Origin of the sequence: Rhodococcus sp. NPDC047139, assembly GCF_040643435.1 — a bacterium.
GTDB lineage: Bacteria > Actinomycetota > Actinomycetes > Mycobacteriales > Mycobacteriaceae > Rhodococcus.
Map to the genome: position 1 here is coordinate 39,468 of NZ_JBEYUH010000014.1, position 14,565 is coordinate 54,032.

Below are 14,565 nucleotides of genomic sequence, written 5' to 3' on the forward strand. Positions count from 1 at the left end.
TTGCCACCTGGTTGTCTTTCGGTGCGGCTCCGCGATCAGCGGGGCCGCACCTGCACGTTCTGGGTGATGCGGCCCAGCGTGCCGGTCTCGTCGTAGAGCAGCCCGGCGGTCATGCCGACCCCGTCGGGTCCGACGGACATTTCCGCGGCGATCCCGACCCAGTCCTGCTCGCGGAATTGTGGGACGCGGAACAGGTGCACGGTCAGTTCGGTGTTGAGGAACGTCCAGCGGCGGGGATCGAGTTTGGAACCGACCCCGTTGGCGACGTCGGCGACGCTCATCAGCCGGTCGAGCCCGCTGGGGGTCTCGCCTTCGACGAGGGCGATCTCGCTGCGCATCCACGCCGAGGACAGGCCCGGTGCGCCGAAGGGGACGACGATGCGCCAGTCGAGGGTGTCGATGTAGCCGCCTTTCCAGGACGGGTCGGGGTCGGCGGGGGTGGCCTCGGCGGGCGGCGGCAGCGGGGGTTCGGAGGTGCAGCTGATTTCGGGCAGGTCGACGGTTTCCAGGCGCCAGCCGGTGCCGCGCGCCACCGCGCGGTCGGTGCCGTCGGGGGCGGTGGCCCACAGTTCGGCGACGACGAGTTCGATCCGGCGACCGGGTCGTTCGATGCGGGTGCGGACCTCGAGGTCGGTCAGGGGTACGGGACCGAGCAGGTCGACGGTCAGGCGCGTGAGGCGGGTGTCGGGGCGGGGCCGGTGCCGTTCGATCGCGCGGGCGAGCAGCGCCGAGGGCGGTGCGCCGTGCTGCAGGTGTGGTCCCCAGGTGCTGACGGTGCGGGCGGTGGGCCGGAACACCGCGATCTCCAGGTCGTCGGCCGCGGTGGTGGGGGACGCGGCCTCAGGGACCGGCAGGTAGTAGGCGGCGTCGCTCACTCGGTGTTCTCCTGCTGTTCGGGGCGGTGGGATGCGGCTGGCGTCGGCGGCGCTGTCTCAGCGTCGCGGGTACGGCGGTGGGGTGCCGCCGAAGGCCGGGCACAGGCCCTGATGATCGCACCACCGGCAGCCGGGGCCGGGGTTGGGGCGGAAGTCGCCGTCGGCGCGCAGGTGCCGGATCGTGGTCCACAGTGCCCGCACGACGCGTTCGAAGCGGCGCAGTTGGTCGGGGTCGGCGCGATAGTGCAGCACCTGGCCGTCGCCGAGATACAGCAACCGCAGCGAGGCCGGGGCGATGCCGCGCTGCTGCAACAGCATCAGTGCGTAGAACTTCAGCTGGAACAGCGCCGTGCGTTCGAGGTGGGGCGCTGGGGCGCGGCCGGTCTTGTAGTCGACGACGTGCACGGCGCCGGTGGCGTCGATGTCGAGGCGGTCGATGATGCCGCGCAGCGGGATGTCGCCGTCGAGGACGGTCTCGACGCGCAGTTCGCAGCCTTCGGCGGTGACCGCGGTGGGGTCTTCGACGGTGAAGTAGGTGCCGAGCGCGGCGGCGGCCTCGGCGAGGAAGGCCGGCCGGGTGGTGGTGTCGACGAGCCGGCGGAGGCCGGGGTCGGCGTCGAGTGCCCGGGTCAGCGCGGCCGGGAGCAGGGCTTCGGCGGCGGTGCGGGTGCGGTCGGGGGCGTCGAGGGCGAACAGCGCTTCGAGGGTGGCGTGGACGACGGTGCCGCGTGCCTGGGCACGGGTGGGTGGTGCGGTGAGCCGGTCGACGGCCCGGAACCGGTACAGCAGCGGGCAGCGGGTGAAGTCGGCGGCCCGCGAGGGGGACAGGGCGAGCGGCCGCACCCCGTCGGTGGGGGGTGTGGTCGCGGCTGTGGTCACACCTGGCAGGCTAGGACGCGGGTCCGACACGGTGCCGGACCTGCGTGCCTGTTCGCGGGTGCGGGGCTGGAACGAAGGTGGACACGGCGATGGCAGTAGGCGGACTCGGGCGCAGCGGACCGTTCGAGGTCGGAGACCGGGTGCAGTTGACCGATGCCAAGGGCCGCAAGTACACCGTGGTGCTCGAGCCGGGCAAGGAATTCCACACCCATCGCGGCGGGATCCTGCACGACGATCTGATCGGCACCGACGAGGGGGTGGTGGTGACCTCCACGAACGGCACGCCGTATCTGGCGTTGCGGCCGCTGCTGGTCGACTATGTGATGTCGATGCCGCGGGGCGCGCAGGTGATCTACCCGAAGGATGCGGCGCAGATCGTGCAGGAGGGCGACATCTTCCCGGGGGCGCGGGTGCTCGAGGCCGGGGCCGGGTCGGGGGCGTTGACCTGTTCGTTGCTGCGGGCGGCGGGCCCGGCGGGGCAGGTGATCTCGTACGAGGTGCGGGCGGATCACCTCGAATACGCCGAGCGCAATGTGGACACCTTCTTCGGGGAGCGCCCGGCGAACTGGACGACGGTGCTCGGTGATCTGGCCGATTACGACCTGGACACGCACGGCCGGGTGGATCGGGTGGTGCTGGACATGCTCGCGCCGTGGGAGGTGCTCGACACCGTGAAGGCGGCGTTGGTGCCCGGTGGGGTGCTGATCGTCTATGTGGCGACGACGACGCAGTTGTCGCGGGTGGTGGAGGCCTTGCGGGAGCAGACCTGCTGGACGGAGCCGCGGTCGTGGGAGTCGATGGTGCGCGGCTGGCATGTGGTGGGTCTGGCGGTGCGGCCGGAGCATCGGATGCAGGGGCACACGGCGTTTCTGGTCAGTGCGCGGCGGCTGCAGGACGGGGTGGAGACCCCGAAGCCGCAGCGCCGGCCCAGCAAGGGCTGAGCCGGCGCCGCGCCCGAGGCGGGGTCATTCGCAGCTGAGCCGGCCCATGCTGAGCACCGAGCAGGCGCTTTCGTCGGCGATGAGCCAGGTGCCGTCGACCTGTTCGAAGGTCAGCGGCATGGGTGCGCCGCCGTGGGGGCCGGTGACGTCGGTGGTGGCGGTGACGGTGTCGGCGTCGACGGTGGTGATCTCGCCGACGGTGCCGGTGAGCGGGTAGCCGGCGAGCACGCCGGTGAACTGGTCGAGCACGGCGAGCCGGGCGGTGCCGTTCTCCACCACCGCGGCGCGGTCGGCGCTGGTGGCGGCCGGGTCGAAGAACACGTCGATCTGGGTCTGCAGTTGTTCGGTGGTCACGGGCGCGGCGGCGACGGTGCTCGTGGTGGTGGTCGGGGTGGTCGTGGCGGGGGCGGTGTCCTCGCTGCTGTCGGAGCTGCAGCCGGTGAGCGTGGCCAGGGCGGTGAGCACTGCGGCGGTGCAGGTCACGCGAGCGGTGGGTGAGATCACGGCGGGGTACCTTTCGGGAGAAACGAACGACTCGCGATATTAGGGAAGCCTAACATCGGCCCGGAGGGTGGTGGCGTGACCTGTCCCACCCGCGACACACGTTCGGAACACGACTGTTTCGTGTCCTCTCCCGCGCTGGGCGATGTCCCGGTAGCGTGGAATGATCGACAGTGGAGGGAGTCGCTATGAGCTCGTCAGAGAAGCCGGATGCGGTTGCGGCGGCACGCGAAATCGAAGAGTTGCGCGCAGAGGTGGCGACCTTGCGCCGTCGGCTCGGCGAACCGACCGATCAGATACGCGACCTCGAAGCCCGGCTCGAGTCCCTCACGGTCCGCAACGGCAAACTGCTCGAGACCCTCAAGGACGCGCGCCAGCAGTTGATCACCCTACGGGAGGAGGTCGACCGGCTCGCCCAGCCCCCGAGCGGATACGGGGTGCTGCTCGAGACGTTCGACGACCAGACCGTCGATGTGTTCACCTCGGGCCGCAAGATGCGGGTCGCGGTGTCGCCGAATCTCGAACTCGACACCTTCCGGCCCGGTCAGACGGTGCGGTTGAACGAGGCGTTGACCGTCGTGGAGGTCGGGGGCTTCGAACGCGTCGGTGAGATCACCACCTTGCGGGAGGTGCTCGACGACGGCACCCGCGCGCTGGTGGTCGGGCATGCCGACGAAGAACGCATCGTGTGGCTGGCGGCGCCGCTGGCCGCGGCCGCCCTCGACGCCCCGCTCGACCTCCTCGACGAGGAGGCCGCCTCGTTCACGCTGCGACCGGGTGATTCGCTGCTGGTCGACAGCAAGGCCGGTTACGCCTTCGAACGGATCCCGAAGGCCGAGGTCGAAGATCTCGTGCTCGAGGAGGTCCCGGACGTCGGCTACAACGACATCGGTGGTCTGGGCCGGCAGATCGAGCAGATCCGCGATGCGGTGGAACTGCCGTTCCTGCACAAGGATCTGTTCCGCGAGTATTCGTTGCGCCCACCGAAGGGGGTGCTGCTGTACGGTCCGCCCGGCTGCGGCAAGACCCTGATCGCCAAGGCGGTGGCGAACTCGCTGGCCAAGAAGATCGCCGAGGCCCGCGGCGACGACTCGAAGGAAGCCAAGTCGTTCTTCCTCAACATCAAGGGCCCGGAGCTGCTGAACAAGTTCGTCGGGGAAACCGAACGGCACATCCGGTTGATCTTCCAGCGGGCCCGGGAGAAGGCCTCCGAGGGCACCCCGGTGATCGTCTTCTTCGACGAGATGGATTCGATCTTCCGGACCCGCGGGTCGGGGGTGTCGTCGGATGTGGAGACCACGGTGGTGCCGCAGCTGCTCGCCGAGATCGACGGTGTCGAGGGCCTCGAGAACGTCATCGTGATCGGCGCGTCGAACCGGGAGGACATGATCGACCCGGCGATCCTGCGGCCGGGCCGCCTCGACGTGAAGATCAAGATCGAACGTCCGGACGCGGAGGCCGCCCAGGACATCTTCTCGAAGTATCTGACCGAGAACCTGCCCGTGCACGCCGACGATCTCGCCGAGTTCGGCGGTGACCGGGCGGCCTGCGTGCGCACGATGATCGAACGGGTCGTCGAGCGGATGTACGCCGAGTCCGAGGACAACCGGTTCCTCGAGGTGACCTACGCCAACGGCGACAAGGAGGTCCTGTACTTCAAGGACTTCAACTCGGGGGCGATGATCCAGAACATCGTCGATCGCGCCAAGAAGTACGCGATCAAGTCGGTCCTCGAGACGGGTGCACCCGGTTTGCGGGTGCAGCATCTGCTCGACTCGATCGTCGACGAGTTCGCCGAGAACGAGGACCTGCCCAACACCACCAATCCGGACGACTGGGCCCGGATCTCGGGGAAGAAGGGCGAACGGATCGTGTACATCCGGACCCTGGTCACCGGCAAGAACGCGAGCGCGAGCCGCGCGATCGACACCGAATCGAACACCGGCCAGTACCTGTAGGGACCGCACGGCCCCGCCCGGGCCTGCCCGCACCGCGGGCCGGGTCCGGGCGCGCGGTGCGGAGGGGGGAGGAGCAGCCATGCCGCTGCGGCGCACGCTGGCGCGAGTCAACAAGGTGGCCACCAACCGGGTCACCACCCCGTTCGCGCAACTGTTGCCCGGCACCGCGGTGGTCGAACATCGCGGTCGCCGGTCCGGCCGGTCCTTCCGCACCCCGGTGTTGCTGTTCACCGCCGGCGACGATCTGCGGATCGCGTTGACCTACGGCGCGGACACCGATTGGGTGCGCAATGTGTGCGCCGCCGGCGGCGCGGTGGTGCACACCCGGGGCCGGGCGGTGCCGGTGACCGGCCCGCGGATCGGGCACGACCCGCAGGCGGATTGGGCGCCGCTGCCGGTGCGCTGGGCGTTGCGGGCGATCGGGGCGCCCGACTATCTGGACTGCACCCCCCGACCGGCTCCCTGAGCGCGGTGGGGCTGTTGCCCGCCGCCGACGGCACGATCACCTAGGCTCGAGAGCATGCAGCGGATCATCGGTATCGAGGTCGAGTACGGGATCTCCTCACCCAACGAACCATCGGCGAACCCGATCCTGACCTCCACGCAGGCCGTTCTGGCGTATGCGGCCGCCGAGGGCGTGCCGCGGGCCCGACGCACCCGCTGGGACTACGAGGTCGAATCGCCCCTGCGGGACGCCCGCGGGTTCGATCTGGGCCGGTTCAACGGGCCCGCCCCGGTCGTCGACGCCGACGAGGTCGGTGCCGCGAACATGATCCTCACCAACGGGGCGCGGCTGTATGTCGACCACGCCCACCCCGAGTACTCCGCCCCGGAGGTCGCCGACCCGCTCGACGCGGTGATCTGGGACAAGGCCGGGGAACGGGTGATGGAGGCCGCCGCCCGGCACGCCTCGAGTGTGCCCGGCGCGCCGCGCCTGCAGCTGTACAAGAACAACGTCGACGGCAAGGGGGCCTCCTACGGCACCCACGAGAACTATCTGATGGACCGCGACACCCCGTTCTCGGCGGTGGTGGCGGGCCTGACCCCGTTCTTCGTGTCCCGGCAGGTGATCACCGGTTCGGGGCGGGTGGGGCTCGGCCAGTCCGGGGACGAGCCGGGTTTCCAGCTCTCGCAGCGCGCCGACTACATCGAGGTGGAGGTCGGGCTCGAGACCACCCTCAAACGCGGCATCATCAACACCCGCGACGAGCCGCACGCCGACGCCGACAAGTACCGGCGGCTGCACGTGATCATCGGCGATGCGAATCTGGCGGAGATGTCCACCTACCTGAAGGTGGGCACCACGGCGCTGGTGCTCGATCTGATCGAGGCCGGTATCGACCTGTCGGATCTGCAGTTGGCCCGCCCGGTCACCGCGGTCCACCACATCAGCCACGATCCGAGCCTGCGCAAGACCGTTGCGCTCGCCGACGGCCGGGAACTGACCGGGCTGGCACTGCAGCGGATCTATCACGAGCGGGCCGCGAGGTTCCACGACGGCACCGAGGACAAGCGGGTGCTCGACATCCTCGACAAGTGGGCGATGGTGCTCGACCTGCTCGAACGCGACCCGATGGAATGCGCGGACCTGCTGGACTGGCCGGCGAAACTGCGGCTGCTCGAGGGTTTCCGCAACCGGGAGGGGTTGTCCTGGTCGGCGCCGCGCCTGCACATGGTGGACCTGCAGTATTCGGATGTGCGCCTGGACAAGGGCCTGTACAACCGGTTGGTGGCGCGCGGCTCGATGCAGCGGCTGGTCTCCGAGCAGCAGGTGCTCGACGCGGTGCACAGCCCGCCGTCGGACACCCGCGCGTATTTCCGCGGGGAATGCCTGCGCCGCTTCGGCGCCGACATCGCGGCGGCGAGCTGGGATTCGGTGATCTTCGATCTCGGCCGCGAATCGCTGGTGCGCATCCCGACGCTCGAACCGCTGCGCGGCACCCGCGCCCACGTGGGCGAGTTGCTCGAGACGGCGCAGTCGGCGGCGGAACTGGTCGATCAGCTCACCCACTGAACCCGCCGGGCGGTCGCGGTGACCGAACGCGTGTCGCCACCGCCGGGGCGTTCGGCTGGGTAGGGTAGGAGTTCGAAGCAGCGGTGACCGCACCGATCGTCGACCGGGGACGGACCGCGCCGAATACAGGAGGAGGTCGTCGGCGATGGCACAGGAGCAGACCACACGCGGTGGCGGCGGAGACGACGACGAGGTCGTCGGTGACGGCGGTGCCGGTCAGGAACGTCGCGAGAAGCTCGCCTCGGACACCGACGATCTTCTCGACGAGATCGACGACGTGCTCGAGGAGAACGCAGAGGACTTCGTGCGGGCATATGTGCAGAAAGGTGGCCAGTGACAGCCGAACGGTCCTCTCTTCCCTACCGCGAGGTGCAGCCGAGGCTGCACCTCGCGTCGCCCTTGTCGTCGTTCTCCGAGCATCTGCGCCGGCACGCCCCGGAGATGCTGCCGGAGAACCGGTTCCGGCTCGAGCGAGGTGAGCACGTGGAACTCGCGCCGCACGGCACCACCATCGTGGCGGTGACCTTCGACGGGGGTGTGCTGCTCGCCGGGGACCGGCGCGCGACGATGGGCAACCTGATCGCCTCCCGCGATGTCGACAAGGTGTTCATCACCGACAGCTATTCGGCCGCCGGCATCGCCGGCACCGCGGGCCTGGCGATCGAACTGGTGCGGCTGTTCGCCGTCGAACTCGAGCACTACGAGAAGATCGAAGGGGTGCCGCTGACCTTCGACGGCAAGGCCAATCGGCTCTCGGCGATGGTGCGCGGCAATCTCGGGGCGGCGATGCAGGGCCTGGCCGTGGTGCCGCTGCTCGTCGGATTCGATCTCGACGCCCCCGATCCGCATCGCGCCGGCCGGATCGTGTCCTACGACGTGGTCGGTGGCCGCTACGAGGAACGCGCCGGCTACCACGCGGTCGGCTCGGGTTCGCTGTTCGCCCGGTCGTCGCTGAAGAAGCTCTACCGCGCCGACGCCGACGAGCAGAGCGCGCTGCGCACCGCCGTGGAGGCCCTCTACGACGCGGCCGACGACGACACCGCCACCGGCGGCCCGGACACCACCCGCGGCATCTACCCGACGGCGGTGGTGATCACCGCGGCCGGGGCCGTGACGGTCGCGGAGGAAAACCTGTCCGAGCTGGCCCGCACCATCGTGGCCGACCGCACCGCAGGAGATGCCCGGTGACACTTCCGTACTATGCCTCCGCCGAGCAGATCATGCGCGATCGCTCGGAGCTGGCCCGCAAGGGCATCGCCCGGGGCCGGTCGGTGATCGCGTTGACCTATCAGGACGGGGTGCTGCTCGTCGCGGAGAACCCGTCCAAGGCACTGCACAAGATCAGCGAACTCTACGATCGGGTCGGGTTCGCCGCCGTCGGCAAGTACAACGAGTTCGAGAATCTGCGCCGCGCCGGGATCATGCACGCCGACATGCGGGGTTATTCCTACGATCGGCGGGATGTGACCGGGCGGGCGTTGGCGAACGCCTACGCGCAGACCCTCGGCACGATCTTCACCGAACAGCCCAAACCGTACGAGGTGGAGATCTGCGTGGCCGAGGTCGGCCGCGCCGACACCGACGACGCCCCGCAGCTGTACCGCATCACCTACGACGGGTCGATCGTCGACGAGCCGCAGTTCGTGGTGATGGGCGGCAACACCGAGCCGATTCTCACCGCCCTGCGCTCGTCCTATCGGCCGGAGCTGCCCCTGGGGGAGGCGGTGGCGGTCGCGGTGACCGCCCTGCAGCAACCCACCGGCACCGACGGGGCACTGCGGGTGCTCGGTCGCGGGGAACTCGAGGTCGCGGTGCTCGAGAAGCAGCGGCCGCGCCGCGCGTTCCGCCGCATCTCCGGGGCGGCGCTCGACCCGCTGCTGCCCACCCCGAGCGCCGCTCAGCCGGAGTCGGACGGTCCGGGCACCGAACCGGGCCCGGACGCCGGCTGATCGGCCGGTAGCCGGTAGACCGCCAGCGCCGACGGCAGCACCACGAACTCGAAGGTGGTGCCGTCGGCGGGCACCTCTCCGTCGGTGGCCAACGCCACCGGCTGCCCCGCGACCTGCACCGACAGGCTGCGCACGTGCCGATGCCGATAGACCGGGGACGCTCCGAGGGTGCCGGTCGCGGCGGCGGCGAGCAGCCGCAGCCGCGACAGGCGGAGGTCGGCCCGCAGATACCGCACGTCGAGGGTGCCCGGGTCGAGATGCGACCGCGACATCGGCACCTGGTCGCCGGGGCTGTAGCGGCCGTTGCCGACGAACAGCAACCACACCGCACGCCCGTCGCCGTCGATGCTCACCGGCATCGGGCTCGCCGTGCGCAACACCGCGATCATCGCCAGCCCCGCCGCCGGCCATTTGCCGATGCGCGGTTCCCAGTGTTGCCGGAGCCGCACCGCATCCGGATAGCCGCCGAGGCTGGCGGTGTTGGCGAAGCGCTGCACCGTGCGACCGCCGGGTCCGGTCACCGTCACCTGCCCGAGCCCGACCGCCACCGCCTGCCCGGTGGTGATCGCGCGCGCCGTCTCCGCCAGGTCGGTCACCCCGAGATCGTGTGCGAAGTGGTTGAGGGTGCCGCCGGGGAAGACCGCGACCGGCAGTTCGGCGTCGCGGGCGGCGGCGAGCACCGCCGCGACGGTGCCGTCGCCCCCGCACACCCCGAGCGCGCGGGGCCGGTGCGCGGCGAGCAGGCGCGGCAGGTCGGTGGTCGGGTCGTGGTCGGGTGCGAGGTCGACGCGCTGCGCGCCGGGCAGGGCGGCGGTGGCCGCGGTGGCGGTTTCGTCGGCGGTTCCGGCGCCGGGGTTGACGAGCAGGAGCAGGCCGTCGCCGCCGGGCAGGGCCGGGGCGGCGGCCGCGACCTGCACTTCGGCCGGTTCGCGGCTGCGCACCGCCCACCAGCGGCGGGTGGACCAGGCCACTGCGGCGCCGACCGCGGCGCCGACGACGACATCACCCGGCCAGTGCACGCCGGTGTGGACCCGCGAGTAGGCGACGGCCGCGGCCAGCGGCGTGAGCACCGCGGCGGTCGCGGGGGATTCGAGCGCGACACCGGTGACGAAGGCGGCCGCCGAGGCGGCGTGCCCGGACGGAAACGACGACGAGCGGGGGATCGGCACGCTGCGTCGCCGGAATTTCGCCTCGGTGCGCGCCGGGGGCCTGCGGCGCGGCAGCAACGGTTTGAGCAGCCCGTTGGTCAGGGCGCTGGCGCCGGCGACCGACAACAGTCCGCGCACCGCGCCGCGCCGCGCGTGCCCCCCGGCGGCGGCGCAGACTGCGGCAGCGCCGAGCCAGAGCACGCTGCGGTTGGCGGCCCGGCCGAGATCGCGGAGCACCGGGTCGGCGAGGGACGGGCCGAGCGCGCCGCTGCGCTCGAACAGGGCGTGGTCGGCGGTGCGGTAATGCTCGCGAAGGATCACACCTCGCACCGTAGATGTCGTTGCGCCCTGTCGGGGCCGGGTACGCGCGGTACTGTCGAAGTGTGCAGCGACGAATCATGGGTATCGAGACGGAATTCGGCGTCACGTGTACCTTCCACGGGCATCGTCGGTTGAGCCCCGACGAGGTGGCCCGCTATCTGTTCCGCCGGGTGGTGTCCTGGGGGCGCAGCTCCAATGTGTTCCTGCGCAACGGGGCGCGGCTGTACCTCGACGTCGGCTCGCATCCCGAATACGCCACCGCCGAATGCGACGATCTGCTCCAGCTCGTCGAGCACGATCACGCCGGGGAACGGGTGCTTGAGGAGCTGCTGATCGACGCCGAGCAGCGCCTGGCCGAGGAGGGCATCGGCGGCGACATCTTCCTGTTCAAGAACAACACCGACTCGGCGGGCAATTCCTACGGATGCCACGAGAATTATCTCGTCGCCCGGGTGGGGGAGTTCTCCCGCATCTCCGATGTGCTGCTGCCGTTCCTGGTGACCCGGCAGTTGATCTGCGGGGCCGGGAAGGTGCTGCAGACCCCGAAGGCCGCCACCTTCTGCCTGTCGCAGCGCGCCGAGCACATCTGGGAGGGGGTGTCGTCGGCGACCACCCGGTCGCGGCCGATCATCAACACCCGCGACGAGCCGCACGCCGACGCCGAGAAGTACCGGCGGCTGCACGTGATCGTCGGGGACTCGAACATGTCCGAGACCACCACGATGCTCAAGGTGGGCTCGGCGTCGCTGGTGCTCGAGATGATCGAGGCGGGGGTGCCGTTCCGGGATTTCGCGCTCGACAACCCGATCCGCGCGATCCGGGAGGTCTCCCACGATCCGACCGGGCGGCGGCCGGTGCGCCTGGCCGGGGGCCGGCAGGCCAGTGCCCTCGACATCCAGCGCGAATATCATGCGCGGGCGGTGGAATATCTGGATCAGCGCGCACCCGACCCGCACGTCGCGCAGGTGGTGGACCTGTGGGGTCGGGTCCTCGACGCGGTCGAATCGCAGGATTTCGCGAAGGTCGACACCGAGATCGACTGGGTGATCAAACGCAAACTGTTCCAGCGTTATCAGGACCGCTACGACATGGAACTGTCGCACCCGAAGATCGCCCAGCTGGATCTGGCGTATCACGACATCAAACGGGGCCGCGGGGTGTTCGATCTGCTGCAGCGCAAGGGTTTGGCGGCCCGCGCCACCGACGACGAGTCGGTCGAGGCGGCGGTGAACACCCCGCCGCAGACCACCCGGGCGAAACTGCGTGGGGATTTCATCGCGGCCGCGCAGGCCGCGGGCCGGGATTTCACCGTCGACTGGGTGCATCTGAAGCTCAACGATCAGGCGCAGCGCACGGTGTTGTGCAAGGACCCCTTCCGGTCGGTGGACGAACGCGTCGAACGGCTCATCGCCTCGATGTGAGGATCCCTGCCGGCCCGGGGGCGCGGTTCCCGGTGCGCGAGCGTCCGTGCGGTGCCGGGCCGGTGCGGGCACTAGGGTTGGCCCGTGGCGATCTCGAAAGTCGAACGACTGGTGAACCTGGTCATCGCGCTGCTGTCCACCCGACAGTTCGTGACCGCGGAGAAGATCCGGGCCTCGGTGGCCGGCTACTCCGAATGCGCGAGCGACGAGGCGTTCAGCCGCATGTTCGAACGGGACAAGAACGAACTGCGTGATCTGGGGGTGCCGCTGGAGACGGGGCGGCCGTCCCGGTCGTCGACGGTGGAGGGTTATCGCATCAACCGCGACGCCTACGAGCTGCCGGAGATCGACCTGACCCGGGAGGAGACCGCCGCGGTCGCCGTCGCCGCCGCGCTGTGGGAGTCCCCGGAACTGACCGCCGCGGCGCAGGGCGCGGTGCTGAAGTTGCGGGCGTCCGGGATCCGCGTCGACACCGACGGTGGGGAGGTGGTCGCGCCGCTGCCGCCGCGCGCCCGTGGCTCCGAACCTGCCCTGACGGCGCTGCTCGCCGCGATCGACGCGCGCCGGGCGGTGCGGTTCACCCATCGCAGTTCGCCGACCGAGCCGTGGTCGACCCGCACCGTCGAACCGTGGGGTGTGGTCACCGTGCACGGCCGCTGGTATCTGGTCGGCCACGACCGTGACCGGGATGCGGTGCGGACCTTCCGGCTCTCGCGTATCGGCGACGAGATCACCGCGATCGGGCCGGAGGGGGCGGTGCAGATCCCGGAGGGGGTGGATCTGCGGGCCCGGGTGCTCGCCGCGACCTCCCCGGCGGAGGTGAGCGGGTCGGCGCGGTTGTGGGTGGCCGACGGGCGGGCGTACGAGCTGCGCCGGCTCGGCCGGGACGGGGCGGCGCGGCGGGTCGGCGGCCGGGACGGGATGGTGCTCGAGGTGCCGGTGCGGTCCTGGGAGTGGATCGCGCGGATCGTGGCGGGGCAGGGAGCGGACGCGCTGGTGCTCGACCCGCCGGAGTTGCGCGCCGAGGTGCAGCGCATCCTGGGGCGGGCAGCGGGTCGGGCGGGGGAGGAGAGTCGATGAGTACACGGCTGTCGGCGCGGTTGGGGCGGCTGCTGAATCTGGTGCCCTATTTCCTGGCGCATCCGGGGATCAGCGCGGCCGAGGCGGCGCGGGATCTGGGGGTGACCCCCAAGCAGGTGATGGATGATCTGAATCAGCTGTGGGTGTGCGGGTTGCCCGGTTACGGCCCCGGCGATCTGATCGATCTGTCGTTCTCCGAGGACAGCATCGTGGTGACCTTCACCGCCGGTATCGACCGGCCGCTGCGGTTGACCTCCACCGAGGCCACCGCGCTGCTGGTGGCGTTGCGGTCGTTGCAGGAGATGCCCGGGGTGGTCGATCCGTCGGCGGCGCAGTCCGCGATCGCGAAGATCGAGGCGGCTGCCGGGACCGCCGCCGCCCCCGCCGCCGGTCCCGGGCCGGGCGAGGTCACCGGCGCCGCGGCGGCAGGTGGGGACAGCGGCGCGGCCGGGCGGGTGCGGGCGGCGGTGCGCGACGGCCGCGCCGTGCACCTGACCTACTATTCGGCCTCTCGCGACACCGTCTCGGAACGGGTCGTCGACCCGATCCGCATCGTGATCATCGACGAGCACGCCTATCTGCAGGCGTGGTGCCGCAGCGCCGAGGGGGTGCGGCTGTTCCGGTTCGACCGGATCGATGCGGCCACCGTGCTCGACGAACCGGCCCGGCCCCCGCACCGGGCGCTCGGCGACGACGAGCACCTCGAACTGTTCGAGGGCGATCCGTCGTTGCCGGCGGCCCGGTTGCGCATCGCCGCGCCCTACACCTGGTTGCTCGACTACTATCCGCTCACCGACGTGCAGGTGCTGCCCGAGGGGGGCTGCGAGGCGATCATGCGTTATGCCTCCCCGGACTGGATGGCGCGGCTGCTGCTCGGTCTCGGCGCCGGGGTGCAGGTGCTCGACCCCCCCGAGTTGCAGGCGGCGGTGCGGGCGCGGGCCGCGGCGGCGCTGGCCGCCTACACCGACCTCGACGCGGAGGGCACCGACCACGGGTCCGCAACACCGTTGTGAAACATCTGGGTGAAAACGGCGACAATTGTGGGTGGATCCACCTGCGTGGACCCGTGGGTTGTGCTCGAGGTCCGGTAGCATCGATCGGAGCCGATCAGTGGAGGTTGTAAATGGGTGCAATGAGCCCGTGGCACTGGGCCATCGTGGCACTGGTGGTCGTGATTCTCTTCGGTTCGAAGAAGCTGCCCGACGCCGCGCGCGGTCTCGGTCGTTCGCTCCGCATCTTCAAGAGCGAAGTCAAGGAGATGCAGAACGACGACGCCCGTTCGGCTGCGCCGCAGCCCGCCCCGAATCCGTTGCCGGCCGCGCAGCCGACGACCGATCCCGCCGCGCAGAACACGCACACCGAACCGCGGTCTGCCTGACCGACGTTCATCCTGCCGGGACGCCTCGAAGGGGTGTCCCGGCGTTCCGCTGACCCCGGCACGCCCGTGCGCCGGTGGTCTCGACAGGAGCTGAGAACCG

General features: G+C 70.5%; 15 protein-coding genes. 11 read left to right on the forward strand and 4 right to left on the reverse strand.

Features of this window, described 5'->3' with window-relative positions:
* Window positions 1-35 precede the first annotated feature (35 nt).
* Both ABZ789_RS17370 and ABZ789_RS17375 read right to left on the reverse strand, forming a co-directional pair.
* Complete coding sequence (locus tag ABZ789_RS17370) at window positions 36-875, reverse strand: thioesterase family protein (RefSeq protein WP_358426009.1); 840 nt, start codon at window positions 873-875, stop codon at window positions 36-38.
* A gap of 57 nt (window positions 876-932) precedes the next feature.
* On the reverse strand, window positions 933-1,754 hold the full coding sequence (locus ABZ789_RS17375) for a PD-(D/E)XK nuclease family protein (protein WP_358426012.1): 822 nt from the start codon (window positions 1,752-1,754) through the stop codon (window positions 933-935).
* Between the two features lie 89 nt (window positions 1,755-1,843).
* Here ABZ789_RS17375 and ABZ789_RS17380 point away from each other — a divergent pair, with 89 nt between their 5' ends.
* Window positions 1,844-2,695 (forward strand): tRNA (adenine-N1)-methyltransferase, encoded by an 852-nt coding sequence (locus ABZ789_RS17380; RefSeq protein WP_358426015.1) that lies wholly within the window; start codon window positions 1,844-1,846, stop codon window positions 2,693-2,695.
* Window positions 2,696-2,719: 24 nt separating this feature from the next.
* Here ABZ789_RS17380 and ABZ789_RS17385 read toward each other — a convergent pair whose 3' ends face one another.
* Window positions 2,720-3,199 (reverse strand): nuclear transport factor 2 family protein, encoded by a 480-nt coding sequence (locus ABZ789_RS17385; RefSeq protein ID WP_358426018.1) that lies wholly within the window; start codon window positions 3,197-3,199, stop codon window positions 2,720-2,722.
* Between the two features lie 185 nt (window positions 3,200-3,384).
* Between ABZ789_RS17385 and arc the strand changes: the two genes are divergently transcribed.
* The 6 genes from arc to prcA all read left to right on the forward strand — a co-directional run bounded on the left by arc (window position 3,385) and on the right by prcA (window position 9,117).
* Window positions 3,385-5,154, forward strand: a complete 1,770-nt coding sequence (arc, locus tag ABZ789_RS17390; protein WP_358426021.1) for a proteasome ATPase — start codon at window positions 3,385-3,387, stop codon at window positions 5,152-5,154.
* Between the two features lie 79 nt (window positions 5,155-5,233).
* Window positions 5,234-5,620 (forward strand): nitroreductase family deazaflavin-dependent oxidoreductase, encoded by a 387-nt coding sequence (locus ABZ789_RS17395; protein ID WP_358426023.1) that lies wholly within the window; start codon window positions 5,234-5,236, stop codon window positions 5,618-5,620.
* Between the two features lie 54 nt (window positions 5,621-5,674).
* Window positions 5,675-7,168, forward strand: a complete 1,494-nt coding sequence (dop, locus tag ABZ789_RS17400; RefSeq protein WP_358426026.1) for a depupylase/deamidase Dop — start codon at window positions 5,675-5,677, stop codon at window positions 7,166-7,168.
* Window positions 7,169-7,313: 145 nt separating this feature from the next.
* A complete protein-coding gene (locus ABZ789_RS17405; protein WP_006552173.1) occupies window positions 7,314-7,505 on the forward strand; it encodes a ubiquitin-like protein Pup in 192 nt (63 codons plus the stop codon).
* Between the two features lie 104 nt (window positions 7,506-7,609).
* Window positions 7,610-8,356: a proteasome subunit beta gene (prcB, locus tag ABZ789_RS17410; RefSeq protein ID WP_358426218.1), complete on the forward strand. Its 747-nt coding sequence runs from the start codon at window positions 7,610-7,612 to the stop codon at window positions 8,354-8,356.
* Window positions 8,353-9,117, forward strand: a complete 765-nt coding sequence (gene prcA, locus ABZ789_RS17415) for a proteasome subunit alpha (protein WP_358426030.1) — start codon at window positions 8,353-8,355, stop codon at window positions 9,115-9,117. The genes prcB and prcA overlap by 4 nt, the downstream gene beginning before the upstream one ends.
* On the opposite strand, the gene ABZ789_RS17420 is transcribed toward prcA, so the two are convergent.
* Entirely contained in the window at window positions 9,066-10,586 is a 1,521-nt protein-coding gene (locus ABZ789_RS17420; RefSeq protein WP_358426033.1) for a phosphatase PAP2 family protein, read from the reverse strand. The two genes, prcA and ABZ789_RS17420, sit on opposite strands and share 52 nt — an antisense overlap.
* A 62-nt stretch (window positions 10,587-10,648) precedes the next feature.
* On the opposite strand from ABZ789_RS17420, the gene pafA reads away from it, so the two are divergent.
* The 4 genes from pafA (at window position 10,649) to tatA (ending at window position 14,465) form a co-directional block, all read left to right on the forward strand.
* Window positions 10,649-12,007: a Pup--protein ligase gene (gene pafA, locus ABZ789_RS17425; protein ID WP_358426036.1), complete on the forward strand. Its 1,359-nt coding sequence runs from the start codon at window positions 10,649-10,651 to the stop codon at window positions 12,005-12,007.
* A gap of 84 nt (window positions 12,008-12,091) precedes the next feature.
* The gene (locus ABZ789_RS17430; RefSeq protein ID WP_358426039.1) at window positions 12,092-13,087 is read left to right on the forward strand and encodes a YafY family protein; all 996 of its coding nucleotides are present in this window, start codon (window positions 12,092-12,094) and stop codon (window positions 13,085-13,087) included.
* A complete protein-coding gene (locus tag ABZ789_RS17435) occupies window positions 13,084-14,100 on the forward strand; it encodes a YafY family protein (RefSeq protein WP_358426042.1) in 1,017 nt (338 codons plus the stop codon). The genes ABZ789_RS17430 and ABZ789_RS17435 overlap by 4 nt, the downstream gene beginning before the upstream one ends.
* Window positions 14,101-14,210: 110 nt before the next feature.
* Window positions 14,211-14,465 (forward strand): Sec-independent protein translocase subunit TatA, encoded by a 255-nt coding sequence (gene tatA, locus ABZ789_RS17440; RefSeq protein WP_358426045.1) that lies wholly within the window; start codon window positions 14,211-14,213, stop codon window positions 14,463-14,465.
* Window positions 14,466-14,565: the final 100 nt, after the last annotated feature.